Source organism: Acinetobacter sp. 18QD2AZ41W (assembly GCF_009829025.1).
In the GTDB taxonomy this organism is placed as follows: Bacteria; Pseudomonadota; Gammaproteobacteria; order Pseudomonadales; family Moraxellaceae; genus Acinetobacter; species Acinetobacter pseudolwoffii.
The window spans coordinates 18,932-30,815 of sequence record NZ_WURP01000008.1 but is presented as its reverse complement, the minus strand read 5'-3'; the positions used below and the strand labels follow the sequence as shown (position 1 = coordinate 30,815).

Annotated in this window: 13 protein-coding genes; 3 read left to right on the top strand and 10 right to left on the bottom strand. The window is 44.4% G+C overall.

Annotated features, from left to right (window positions below; translation table 11 throughout):
* The first annotated feature begins 154 nt into the window (after positions 1-154).
* Both GVV58_RS11435 and GVV58_RS11430 read left to right on the top strand, forming a co-directional pair.
* Positions 155-1,594, top strand: a complete 1,440-nt coding sequence (locus tag GVV58_RS11435; RefSeq protein ID WP_159516599.1) for an MFS transporter — start codon at positions 155-157, stop codon at positions 1,592-1,594.
* 187 nt (positions 1,595-1,781) lie between these two features.
* Positions 1,782-2,717: a tRNA-dihydrouridine synthase gene (locus GVV58_RS11430; protein ID WP_005095890.1), complete on the top strand. Its 936-nt coding sequence runs from the start codon at positions 1,782-1,784 to the stop codon at positions 2,715-2,717.
* 52 nt (positions 2,718-2,769) lie between these two features.
* Here GVV58_RS11430 and GVV58_RS11425 read toward each other — a convergent pair whose 3' ends face one another.
* The 4 genes from GVV58_RS11425 to rpe all read right to left on the bottom strand — a co-directional run bounded on the left by GVV58_RS11425 (position 2,770) and on the right by rpe (position 5,656).
* Positions 2,770-3,432, bottom strand: a complete 663-nt coding sequence (locus tag GVV58_RS11425; RefSeq protein ID WP_159516627.1) for a nuclease-related domain-containing protein — start codon at positions 3,430-3,432, stop codon at positions 2,770-2,772.
* 33 nt (positions 3,433-3,465) lie between these two features.
* Positions 3,466-3,948 (bottom strand): methylated-DNA--[protein]-cysteine S-methyltransferase, encoded by a 483-nt coding sequence (locus GVV58_RS11420; protein ID WP_005095887.1) that lies wholly within the window; start codon positions 3,946-3,948, stop codon positions 3,466-3,468.
* 74 nt (positions 3,949-4,022) lie between these two features.
* Positions 4,023-4,340, bottom strand: coding sequence for a quaternary ammonium compound efflux SMR transporter SugE (gene sugE, locus GVV58_RS11415; protein WP_005095886.1), 318 nt, complete (start codon positions 4,338-4,340; stop codon positions 4,023-4,025).
* 629 nt (positions 4,341-4,969) lie between these two features.
* On the bottom strand, positions 4,970-5,656 hold the full coding sequence (rpe, locus tag GVV58_RS11410) for a ribulose-phosphate 3-epimerase (protein ID WP_005172476.1): 687 nt from the start codon (positions 5,654-5,656) through the stop codon (positions 4,970-4,972).
* A 171-nt stretch (positions 5,657-5,827) separates the two neighbouring features.
* Here rpe and GVV58_RS11405 point away from each other — a divergent pair, with 171 nt between their 5' ends.
* On the top strand, positions 5,828-6,106 hold the full coding sequence (locus GVV58_RS11405) for a DUF2218 domain-containing protein (RefSeq protein ID WP_100357371.1): 279 nt from the start codon (positions 5,828-5,830) through the stop codon (positions 6,104-6,106).
* 399 nt (positions 6,107-6,505) lie between these two features.
* Here GVV58_RS11405 and fghA read toward each other — a convergent pair whose 3' ends face one another.
* From fghA to GVV58_RS11375, 6 genes are all read right to left on the bottom strand, one after another.
* Positions 6,506-7,342, bottom strand: a complete 837-nt coding sequence (gene fghA, locus GVV58_RS11400) for an S-formylglutathione hydrolase (RefSeq protein WP_159516598.1) — start codon at positions 7,340-7,342, stop codon at positions 6,506-6,508.
* Positions 7,343-7,386: 44 nt separating this feature from the next.
* Positions 7,387-8,769: a C13 family peptidase gene (locus tag GVV58_RS11395; protein ID WP_159516597.1), complete on the bottom strand. Its 1,383-nt coding sequence runs from the start codon at positions 8,767-8,769 to the stop codon at positions 7,387-7,389.
* A gap of 121 nt (positions 8,770-8,890) precedes the next feature.
* A complete protein-coding gene (locus GVV58_RS11390; RefSeq protein WP_171063363.1) occupies positions 8,891-9,700 on the bottom strand; it encodes a class I SAM-dependent methyltransferase in 810 nt (269 codons plus the stop codon).
* Positions 9,701-9,705: 5 nt separating this feature from the next.
* A complete protein-coding gene (locus tag GVV58_RS11385) occupies positions 9,706-10,530 on the bottom strand; it encodes an undecaprenyl-diphosphate phosphatase (RefSeq protein WP_005095875.1) in 825 nt (274 codons plus the stop codon).
* A 16-nt stretch (positions 10,531-10,546) separates the two neighbouring features.
* Entirely contained in the window at positions 10,547-11,212 is a 666-nt protein-coding gene (gene tsaB / locus GVV58_RS11380; protein WP_005095873.1) for a tRNA (adenosine(37)-N6)-threonylcarbamoyltransferase complex dimerization subunit type 1 TsaB, read from the bottom strand.
* A gap of 136 nt (positions 11,213-11,348) precedes the next feature.
* Positions 11,349-11,879 carry a gamma carbonic anhydrase family protein gene (locus tag GVV58_RS11375; RefSeq protein WP_005095871.1) on the bottom strand — a complete coding sequence of 177 codons (531 nt, stop codon included), beginning with the start codon at positions 11,877-11,879 and terminating at the stop codon, positions 11,349-11,351.
* Positions 11,880-11,884: the final 5 nt, after the last annotated feature.

Sequence of the window (11,884 nt, the reverse complement as noted above, 5' to 3'; positions counted from 1 at the left end):
TTTTGATTCAAATATTATTTGTATCTATTCTTAAAAAACAGATTGACGTCAATCCAATTAAACTTTAGATTGATCAAACGCGATACAAAATAAAAATAATATATAAATTAAAAGTATCAAATAAATATCTCAAACGATCAGCACAGGATGTTGCATGATGAATGATAAATCGCTAGACATAGACATGGTTGAAAGGACGATTCAACCGCCCAATCAAAGTTTTGAGCCTACACCGACAGAAACGGCCGTGCCGCTGTCTGAACAGATTGAACCACCACCGGAAAGCAGCACCTATCAATGGTATGTGGTCGTCATTTGTATGGTGGCTTACATTCTGTCATTTGTAGACCGTCAAATTTTATCCTTAATGATTGAACCGATTAAAGCCGATTTAATGCTAAGCGATACCCAGTTCAGCCTGTTACAAGGCCTGGCCTTCTCTCTGTTTTATGCCATTATGGGTCTGCCCATTGCCGCGCTGGCGGATCGAAAGTCCCGGATTAAAATTATTGCGACCGGGATTGCATTCTGGAGCCTCGCTACAGCGGCCTGTGGTCTCAGTAAAAACTTTATTCAAATGTTTATTGCTCGTTTGAGTGTCGGTGCCGGTGAAGCTGCGCTTTCCCCTGCCTTTTATTCAATCGTTGCCGATTTATTTCCCAAAGATAAATTAGGCCGTGCACTCGGGGTATATGCGATTGGTGCCTTTATTGGTTCGGGTTTAGCTTTCCTGATTGGCGGCTATGTGATTGGCCTGCTAAAAGATGTCAGCTTCGTGGCTTTACCGCTCATTGGTGAAGTAAAAACCTGGCAACTTACCTTTATGATTGTGGGTCTACCAGGCGTATTGCTGGCCCTGCTGATGGTTTTGACGGTGCGTGAGCCTGCACGTAAGGGCATGAAAGTCGGTCAGGATGGTCATGTCATTAAAGCCTCTTTCAAAAATTCGATCGGTTTTATCAAGACACATAAAAAGACCTTTTTCTGTCATTTTATCGGCTTTTCTTTTTACACCATGATGCTGTATTCGCTGCTGGGCTGGGCACCTGCCTATTACATGCGTAATTTCGGTCTGGATGCGAGTCAAACCGGTTATATCCTCGGTACGATTATCCTGGTCGCGAATACTTCGGGAGCCCTGTTCTGTGGCTGGCTGATCGACTTCTTTTCAAAGCGTGGCTATAGCGATGCTGCAATTCGTACCGGTGCCATTGGCTGTGCGGCGCTGATTATTCCGAGTGTGCTGTTTACTCAGGTCGATAATATGCAGCTTTCATTTGCGCTGATTTTTGTGGCGATGTTCTTCTCCACTTTCCCGATTCCTGCATCCGCTGCTGCTACGCAAATGCTGACACCAAACCAGTTACGAGCCCAGGTCTCTGCCAAGTTTCTGCTAATTTCAAATCTGATTGCCTTAGGCATCGGAACCACCGCAGTGGCGTTGATCACGGATAAATATTTTCAGAACACGATGATGGTTGGTAATTCTATTTCGATCGTCAATGCCATTGCCGGAGTGATTGGCTTCTTCTTGTTGTATAAGGGCTGTCAGTATTATCGTGAGAGTATGAAAGTCGAAAAACTGGCTGACTAAAATAGCTGGATATGAATCAGCCATCTTAAGCTTCACTGTGAAAGGCCTTTAATCCACATTAAAGGCCTTTTTTATATCCATTCCACAAGCTCAATTTTCAAGTTCTCAAATTTCAATTCTCCCTCCAACCTAGACAGGCTGGCTAAAAAAACGTATAACACCGTTTTAAATTTACAGGTGTGCACCGTTGAAACTTGTGCTTGCTCCCATGGAAGGCTTAACCGATCCGATTATGCGTGATGTGCTGACATCCGTAGGTAGCTTTGACTGGTGCGTGACCGAGTTTATCCGTGTCACCGACTCTATCCTGCCCGATCATGTTTATCACAGTTACTGCCCGGAACTGTTAAATGATGGCAAGACGGCGGCGGGTACGCCGGTACATGTGCAGTTTCTGGGAAATAATCCGGAAATGCTGGCAGCAAATGCAGCCAAAGTTGCCGCAATGGGCGCACCGGCGATTGACCTGAATTTTGGTTGTCCTGCGAAAACCGTGAACCGTCATCGCGGCGGTTCCGTTTTACTGGATGAACCCGAAGTGGTACATGAGTTAGTCAAAGCCGTGCGAGATGCAGTACCGGCGCATATTCCGGTGTCTGCGAAAATGCGTTTGGGTTATATGGATCGCAACTTTATGCTGGACAATGCCCATGCTATTGAAGATGCAGGAGCATCTTGGGTGACGGTGCATGCGCGCACCAAAGCCGATGGCTATACCCCGCCTGCTTTTTGGGACCAGCTACAACCGATTCGTGAAGCACTGAAAATTAATGTGATTGCCAATGGTGAAATCTGGAACAATACCGATGCCAAACAGTGTCGTCTGGAATCCGGTTGCGAAGACCTGATGATTGGCCGTGGTGCCGTGACCACACCCGACCTGACCCAATGTATCCGTCAAAATTCGGATGCACCTTTGATGAACTGGAATGAACTGCTGGAACTGCAAATTCGTTTTATCAATGGCCCCGCCAAAACTGAGATCGGGATGGTCGGTCGTTACAAGCAATGGCTCGGCATGATGTCGAAACATTATCCTGAAGCCAAAGCCTTATGGGATGAAGTAAAGCGGATTAAAGTTCTGACTGAAATGACCGAAAAACTGAAAGCCTCAACTATGTAAATGCAAAAGCCTTTGAATGATTCAAAGGCTTTTTTTGATTCTATAAATCATTTTAAGGCTGCTTATGCTGTTTTAAGCTTTCTACATGTTTCCGATTGGTTTTCCAGGATTTTTCTAAAAGCTCTTTTTCTAAACGCAGTTGTATCCGTTTTAATTTTGTTTCAGAAACCATCTGTTGATCAAAACTTTTCACATAATCGGTCCAGCCTGCACCGCAAAATACCTCATTCGGCATTGGTGTTTTAAATACCGCATCCGGCATAAATACAATCACGGAATGCAAAAGATCTGGCTCCACAATATCAGTCAGTAATTGTTCCAGAACTTTGATGTGTTTATAGTTTTGATGAATCGGATTTTGAAATGTATAACTGTTTTTATAAATTTTCTGGGTCCATTGTTTCTGACGCGCGCTTGCAAAAATCCAGCCCTTATAGTTTTTGGTTTCAATCACAAAGATGCCATAAGGACTTAATAGCAGATGATCGATTTGTGTGGTGGCACCTGCTCCATCTGGAAGGGTCAAATCATTCAGCAGAATGTATTCAGGGTCTTTTAAATACAGTTTGACATGGGCAGCAACCGCAAATTCTCCTAATTTCCCTTTTAAAAATGGCTTAAATAATTTAAAAACAATCACGCCAAAGAACAGCAGAAAAATCCACCATACACTGGACCAGAGCGAACTTAATATCTGTAATGTGGAATGTTCAATATTCTAATTTTCATTTATTTTAAGACTTCGATCTTAATGCGTTCGCTCAATATTTAACAGAATTTCTTTTTTATCCAAACCACCGGCGAAGCCCACCAGCTTACCACTGCTGCCAATCACCCGATGACAGGGTGCAATAATCGAAATCGGGTTTTTCCCGTTGGCTGCACCCACGGCACGCACTGCTTTAACATTACCCACCTGCTCGGCAATATCGCGATAGCTTCGGGTCTGGCCATAAGGAATATTCAGCAGAGCCTGCCAGACTTTTTTCTGAAAATCGGTTCCGGCAAAGTCCAAAGGCAAGTCAAAAACATTGCGCTGACCAGCAAAATACTCCTGAAGCTGGCGTCTGGTTTCAATCAATACCGGATGCTGCGGATCTTCCACCAAGGTCGCCAGTTTCACCCGATTCGGCTGTTCACAATCCCAAAGCACAGCTACCAGTGCGGTGTCATTCGCGACCAGTCGTAACTGACCGACTGGAGAATCCATATAGAGATAACTTAAGTTCATGCTTACACCCTATCCCGGATCAGCGGAGTTTATTTTCTATTTTAACTCAGTTCACCGAGACAGGCTGAAACAAATTATGAAGAAGATACTTTCATCAGCACCAGACCGGAAATAATCAATACTGCAGCCAGCATACGCATGGCTGATGTCGGCTCACCCAGAACTAAAATCCCGATCAGAAATGAACCCACAGCCCCGATTCCGGTCCAGATCACGTAAGCTGTGCCTAATGGCAAAGTACGCATGGCATAGGCCAGTAAGGCAAAGCTGAGAATCATAAAGAAAATGGTGATGATACTTGGCGTTAATCGGGTAAATCCTTCGGACAATTTCATGGAATATGCCCAAACGATTTCAAAAACACCTGCGAATATAAGTGCAATCCAGGCCATGCAGCCCTCCTCTTTTATCTAAGAATCAGGCCGTCCTGACGATTTTTCCTGTGCATTTCAGCATGAAATAGACAAGGGAGGTCGTTCCTCCTACCTATAAAAAATTTTATAAAACCAGATTACGCACACCTGATTATTTTTACAAAACATGACTCTTAGAGATGCAACTTAACCTGATCTTACTCAAATCTTCAAGACATTTGTCGCTGCTGTTATTATGGTAGATATTCAAAATGATCATTCAGAAATAGCCCCCATGATCAGGCAAATTCAGCAACAACAATTTCACAAAAATAAGTGCAGCATATCAAGTTATACACATCCATTAAATTTAAATAACGAGCAAAGAGATTACACAATGAAATACAATTTCAAGACCTATTGATCACTTTTTATTTAACATGATTATGAACCTGTGATGAATAAACAACCCCTAAACAAGAGGGGTTGGAAGGTATAAAAAGAACCAAATTTGAGCTCTTTTTATACAAATTTCGTCTAAGGCATAATCAATCTGGCTACAAACGATTACATTTTACACAACATATCCATATGGTTACCCACATGGATATCTACACACTTATCCATAAAGTTATCCACATATTTATGTGCACACTACTTTTTAGCGATTAGAGTTGAACCTGACCGACTTTGGCTAATTCTGCACGCATTTCATCAATTACAGCTTTATAATCCGGCTTGCCAAAAATAGCAGATCCAGCGACAAACATATCCGCACCCGCTTCGGCAATTGCACGAATATTGCTTGGGGTAACACCGCCATCGACTTCCAGCTGAATATCACGCCCTGAAGCATCGATCAGTTTACGGGCCTGACGCAGTTTATCCAAAGTCATCGGAATGAATTTCTGTCCACCAAAACCCGGGTTCACACTCATCAACAGAATTTGATCTACTTTATCTAATACATAATCCAGATAATGTAGCGGTGTGGCCGGGTTAAAGACTAAACCGGCTTTTGCACCACCCGATTTGATCAACTGTAAAGAACGGTCAATATGGTCAGATGCTTCCGGGTGGAAGGTAATGATATCGGCACCTGCTTCAAGGAAATCCCCGATCATACGATCTACCGGTTTCACCATCAAATGCACATCAATCGGGGCTTTGATCCCATAGTTTTTCAATGCCTTACAAACGCCTGCACCAAAAGTCAGATTCGGTACATAATGATTATCCATCACATCAAAATGAACAACATCTGCCCCTGCTGCCAAGACGTTCTCGACTTCTTCACCTAATCGGGCGAAATCGGCAGATAAAATTGAAGGTGCAATTAAATATGGCTTGGACATGGGAGAACCTGGCTAGCTAAAATTGGATTTTTCTCATTATAACAAATCCAGTCCCGCTACTGTGACCTTGATGTTGCAAGAATAAAACGCTGTGTAACGCTTTAAGGCTTATGAATGCCTTTCAATTTGGTTTAAAGTCCTGACAAGGATAAAAAGTTTAGAGGAGTAAGAATGCAAAGTACCGCCCAGATCCAGACTCAACAGGCGCAGCGCCTTGCCAAACGCCTGGCCAATCACTGGAAGCATAAGTTTACCATCGAAGAAACAGACCAGCAGTTCCTGATTCATTTTCCGAGTGCAGAGCTGATGTTAGTTCCTCAGACTGAACACTTGCTGGTGACCATCCAAAGTAGCGATGAATCTACCGATTTCGATAAACTGGAAAATGTGGTTCTGGATCATCTGATCCGCATGGGACAGGAAGATTTAACAGCCGACTGGCAAAGATAAGCGATAAAAAGCCCCTGTTATTCAGTAATGCCAGTCAGTTAAGGAATTGACTGACATTTTCTTTTTCAAATTCATGATTATATCTGATAGATAGAAAAGTCATCCGCAACTGTTTGAGGCAGGACTACATTTAAAAATGATTGTTTCTGCGACAAGCTTACTAGTCGATGGTGGCTGACGAGTTTTGCGGTGAGGAGTGTTGCTCCGCAAGATGCCTTCCTTGCGAAGCTTCGCTTCTCATTTGGGCGAAACCAAAGTAACAAATAATTTACAAGAATTTGATTTATAAAATTAATACTCCGCTGTGAGTGACTAAAAAATTAAAGAGTCTATTTCTAAACTCCTTAACTGATCAACATTACTGTTATTCAGGGCTTTTTTGTGCCAGCAGTTTTGAGTTTAAGGCTGAAGCTGTACCGCATGAAACTGTAGATGGTCATCCATAAAACTTTGAATAAAGTAATAGCCATGATCATAACCCTGATGTTCACGCAAGGTCAGCGACTGGTTCACGACATCACAGGCCTGCTGGAACAGCGCCGGATTCAGCTGGCTATAGAACTGGTCTGAAAAACCCTGATCAATCAGGATGTCAGCGAATAAGGCCCCTTTCTCTTTAACCAGTACAGTCGCATCATGCTTGAGCCATTCTTCACGGTTTTCACCCAGATAATTCGAGAAAGCTTTGTCTCCCCAAGGACATTGGCTTGGTGCACAGATCGGTGCAAAAGCCGAAACTGAACTAAATTTTTCTGGATATTTAAAAGCCAGAGTCAATGCACCATGTCCGCCCATACTGTGACCGAATATGCCGATCTTGCCCGGCTGAATCACAAACTCTTCTGTGACCAGTGCATAGAGTTCATCGACGATGAAGCTTTCCATCTGATAATGTTCAGCCCACGGCGCTTCGGTGGCATTGATATAAAAACCTGCTCCCTGACCGATATCCCAGTGATCGCCTTCTGCCACAGCTTCACCGCGTGGCGATGTATCCGGTGTGATTAAAATCAGGCCCAATTGTGCTGCCAGACGCTGCGCATGTGCCTTAATCGCAAAGGTTTCCTCGGTACAGGTCAAGCCTGCCAGATAAAACAATGCCGGACAGCTATGACCTTCTAGGGCTTGAGGCGGCAGATAAATACCAAATTTGGTCGATGTTTTCAGTACTTTCGAATCAAAGCGATAAATCCGCTGTTCACCTTCAAAGCTTCTATTGTTCTGTACGAGTTCCATGGCATATTCCTTATGATTGCAGCATATCTGCTGATGACATTGATCTAAGGTGATTGTGTCATTGTACTGGTTTGCGGAAATAAACGTTGTTCCAGCTGTGGCAACATCAATTGCATATTCTTGCCAATCACCCATTGCGGCTCTGAAGGCTCAAAGCCTTGTGCTGATTCCCATTTTGCCACGGTCGCTTTGGCCTGTTCGAACGCGGCTTGCAGACTGCTATTTTCACGCATCGCTTCATCAAAGAATGCACGGCCGAAATAGGTATAATCCGCTTCATTGGAGCAGCCAAAAGACTGACGGTCGGCTGCCGAAGCCGTAATCACCAGGGTATTGTCATTCTGCAGGGCCGAAGCAAAGCTGCCGGAAAAACAGGCCGAGATCACAATCACACGCCAGCGAATGCCTGCTGCATCCAGCGTTTCACGTAACCATTTTGGATCGACCTGGGCCAAATCCAGCGGCGCATTTTCCATTTCAAACACATTTGGCAGGCCATGAGAGGTCATATATAAAAATAACACATCACTTTCACGGTTCATCTGCTGGCCCATACGGCGCAATGCCAGTTCCATACTTGTTTTGGAGGCAATCGGCAGGGTGGTACGTGTTGCCGGATGATTGACCAAAGCAATAGAACGGCCATAAGTGCCAAAACGGGTATCAAACTGCTCTTTAATCCGCTCAATTTCAGAATGAAATACATCCTGATAACTTGCGCCAGCCACGCCCATAAAATACCAATGCGATTGGGAAAATTCACCGTATTCGATATTTTCCAGGGCTTTATTCAGCAAAATTGGCTGCGCATAAAATGCATCTTCGGCAAAGCTCGGTGGAATTTCTTCGACTTTCCAGATCGGTTGATCTTTGACTGAAATTTGCCAGACCACCAGCGTAAACAAGGTCGCCAGCATAATCAGCGCACGCTCCCACCAAGGCCATTTTAATTCACGTGAAATTACCCAGACCACAGCCAGACTTTGCCAGACAAATAACATGACAAACAGGGTCGGAATATAGTCATAGAGGATATAAGGCAGATAGTCCAGATCGCCCAGATATTGAATCAGGCACTGGAACAGCATGATATGGGTATCTAAAACCAACCATAACAATGCCGGCACCAGCATCAAACGCAGGTTATTGATCCGTTGCGACAGAAAGATACCCACAATCAGCGCAATAAAAGGCCAAAGTGCATAACTAATCAGACCTTGAGAGTTAAAATCTCCCATACGGCCTGAACTGAGCCAGCTAAATAGGCTGTTGGCACAACCACCCAGAATCCCCCAGAACACCAATTGCATGATCGATGGACGAACCAGTTGCAATGAACGCCGAGATCCCAGAAATAACCACATCCCGGCAATTTGGTTGCTCTTAAAATCGTGCCAAAAATTAATGGAGGGTTTAAAGTCGATCATAGAATTTCAAGGAGATCAGTGGCTCGCTAAGGTGCTGAATAAGTTTATGCTTGATAACGGTTTTATCAATGCCAATTGTTAAATATACAACAAATCCTTGCTTAATATTGAAACAATTATCTTATTCAGCCACAAGTTCATGCTGAAAATATGCATCAAAACGGCAGGCATCACCCTGCCATTGATGATGAGGTTCTTTTTCTGCCAAAAACACCGCCAGACGTGGACGTTTGACTACCACACGTTTGGCAATTTTTTGCGCCAATTCCAACAGGTTATCTCCCAGATCCATTTCGCCATCTTCAGGCAAAAGCATGTGCAAGAGCTGCATCTGTTTTTTGACTTGCGCCTGTTTCTTGACCGCCTGCTGGTTCTGATCCCGCTGCGGGAACATCGGATCCAGATAGACCACATCTACAGTTCGATGCTGCTCGGCTTGCTGCTTCAGATAATCGGCTGAATCAGAAAAGACCAGTTGAATCCGTGATACGACTTGACTCAGAAATACATCAGATTGTGCACGGGTATGGGTATCTTCAAGTAAAGTAAATAATATGGGATGTCGTTCGACCAGCGTGACTTGGGCACCTAAATGCGCCATCAATAAACTGTCATGTCCCAGACCCGCGGTGGCATCGATCAAGCTCGGTTTCTCGGCTAAATGACAGGCACGTGCAATCATTTCAGATTTTAAAGATGCACGTTTTAAACGTCCGGTCTCGGCTTGCCAGTCCGGTTGCATTTTCATGCCATGGGCACAAAGCCAAAGTCCATTCTCATCCACACATAAGGCCAGTTCAGGATTCAGACGAAAGAAACGTGCATTGAGTTTTTCAACCGTTTCAATTTCGACCTGCACCCCACGAGAAGAAAGCACAGCCCCGAAGTGCTGTGCTTTCTGTTGATCGTCAGATTCGGCATATAAGCGAATCGCGCTTACCATAATTTCCAACCTGTATAGGCAAATAATAAAATCAGCAGACCCGAAGCAATACGATACCAGGCAAAGATCATAAAGTCGCGTTTAGCGACATAAGCCACCAGCGCGCGGATGAGTAACAGTGCCGAAATAAAAGAAACCAGAAGCCCGACCCCGATCACGGCCCAGTCTTCAGTAGTATTTAGCACATCATAACTTTGATAAAGATCCAGCAGGCCGGCACCAATAATGACCGGAATACCCAGAAAGAATGAAAATTCAGTCGCGGCCTTACGTGATACACCTAAAAACATCGCACCGATAATGGTCGCACCTGAACGAGAGGTTCCCGGAATCAAGGACAAGACCTGAATCAGACCAATCCAGATGGCATCTTTAATACTGAGATCTTCAACTTCATGTGCACGAACTTGAGGTGGATGTTTTTCAATCCAGATAATGATCAGGCCACCCACAATCAAACCAATGGCAATGGCAATATCATTAAACAGAAACTGTTTGACCGTTTGCCCCAAGGTCAGTCCAATCAATATAATTGGAATCGAGGCCAAAATCAGGCCAATCCCTAAGCGACGACCCTGTGGCTCACCGCTGACAATTCCGGTTGCTGCTCCCCAAAGACGGGCCCAATATTCATAAATTACCGCTGCAATGGCACCCATTTGAATAGCAATGACGAATACATCACTCTTTTCCTTGGTCCAGAAATTCATTAATTCTGATGCCAAAATTAAATGGCCAGTACTGGAAATCGGCAAAAATTCGGTAATACCTTCGATAATACCCATGATTGCCGCTTTGAGTAGCAGTAAAAGATCCATGCTTTATCCTAATTAATTATGCTTTGCCTTGTTCAGGAATTTTTTTCCACGCGTTATCACGTAAATAGACCGGCAGCGCCAATTCTGCACTGACCCAGTTTTCTGTGTGTGCTGCTGCACGTGCGATGCTGGCAATATCCTGTGCGGTCGCATGCACATTTTTATACATTGAAGTTTCAGTTTGTACCAGCTCAGCACCAGAGCCCACCGGCGTAAACCGAACAGCCTGACTGCCTTCGGCATAACTTAATAATTGTTCTTCATCGACCGGCTGCATGATCCCCTCTGCATCCAGTTGATAGCTCGCGATATAAACTTCGCTCATGCGTGCATCTAACACGGCAGAAACTTCGCTTAAACCATGTACACGGTAAGCTGCCTGCGCCAAGGCCTGTAAAGTCGACACCGGAATCACCGGCACATCATTTGACCAGGCCAGCGCCTGCGTGACTGCGGCATTAATCCGCACGCCGCTAAAAGAACCCGGACCACGACTAAAAGCAATCGCGGTTAAATCGCCAATCGTCAATCCAAGATCTTGCAGACCTTGTTCAATCATTGGGAGAATCGTTTGCGTTTGTGCCTTGGCGCGCGCATCAAGCTGAAAAAATAGTTCTTGAGTATCATCGATCACAGAGACGGAACACTGCTCATTGGCAGTCTCCAATGCCAGCACTTTCATGCACAACCTTAATTCAGAGAATATAAAAAACGCGGATATAATACTCCACTCATATCCGCTACGCGAGATTTTCCCGAAACAGATACAAAAATGCCTAGAAAATTCTAGGCTTATCATGATTCTCTAGAACATCGTATTAAAGCTGAATTTGTTCCAGATCCTGAAATTTCTGAAAATGCCCGGCATAGTGCAGGGCACTCATTTTCAGCTTTTGAATACTGTCTTGATCCAGCGTTTTTACCACTTTGCCCGGTGAACCCATCACCACCGAATTATCCGGAATGATCTTGCCTTCAGGAATCAGGGCATTGGCCCCAATAATACAATTCTTGCCAATCACCGCATGATTCAGAATCACCGCCTGAATCCCGATCAGGCTATTATCACCAATGGTACAGCCATGTAACATGGCCTGATGTCCGATGGTGACATAATTTCCAATTTGCATCTCAATACCAGCATCAGTATGCAGCACGGCATTTTCCTGCACATTGCTGAAATCACCCAGTTTAATTTTACTGTTATCTGCCCGTACCACAGCACCAAACCAGATGCTGACCTGTTGCCCGAGTTCGACTTGTCCAATTACTGTTGCAGTTGGTGCGACCCAGCCATCCCATGGCTGCTGTGTAGCAGTCGGTGTGTGTCCCTGAAATTTATACAACATTGATA

Excerpts from the sequence above, each read along its gene's own strand:
- GVV58_RS11435 (WP_159516599.1), top strand. The coding sequence starts at position 155 with ATGATGAATGATAAATCGCTAGACATAGACATGGTTGAAAGGACGATT.
- GVV58_RS11420 (WP_005095887.1), bottom strand. The coding sequence starts at position 3,948 with ATGAACTTAAGTTATCTCTATATGGATTCTCCAGTCGGTCAGTTACGA.
- sugE (WP_005095886.1), bottom strand. The coding sequence starts at position 4,340 with ATGGCCTGGATTGCACTTATATTCGCAGGTGTTTTTGAAATCGTTTGG.
- rpe (WP_005172476.1), bottom strand. The coding sequence starts at position 5,656 with ATGTCCAAGCCATATTTAATTGCACCTTCAATTTTATCTGCCGATTTC.
- GVV58_RS11405 (WP_100357371.1), top strand. The coding sequence starts at position 5,828 with ATGCAAAGTACCGCCCAGATCCAGACTCAACAGGCGCAGCGCCTTGCC.
- fghA (WP_159516598.1), bottom strand. The coding sequence starts at position 7,342 with ATGGAACTCGTACAGAACAATAGAAGCTTTGAAGGTGAACAGCGGATT.
- GVV58_RS11395 (WP_159516597.1), bottom strand. The coding sequence starts at position 8,769 with ATGATCGACTTTAAACCCTCCATTAATTTTTGGCACGATTTTAAGAGC.
- GVV58_RS11385 (WP_005095875.1), bottom strand. The coding sequence starts at position 10,530 with ATGGATCTTTTACTGCTACTCAAAGCGGCAATCATGGGTATTATCGAA.
- tsaB (WP_005095873.1), bottom strand. The coding sequence starts at position 11,212 with ATGAAAGTGCTGGCATTGGAGACTGCCAATGAGCAGTGTTCCGTCTCT.
- GVV58_RS11375 (WP_005095871.1), bottom strand. The coding sequence starts at position 11,879 with ATGTTGTATAAATTTCAGGGACACACACCGACTGCTACACAGCAGCCA.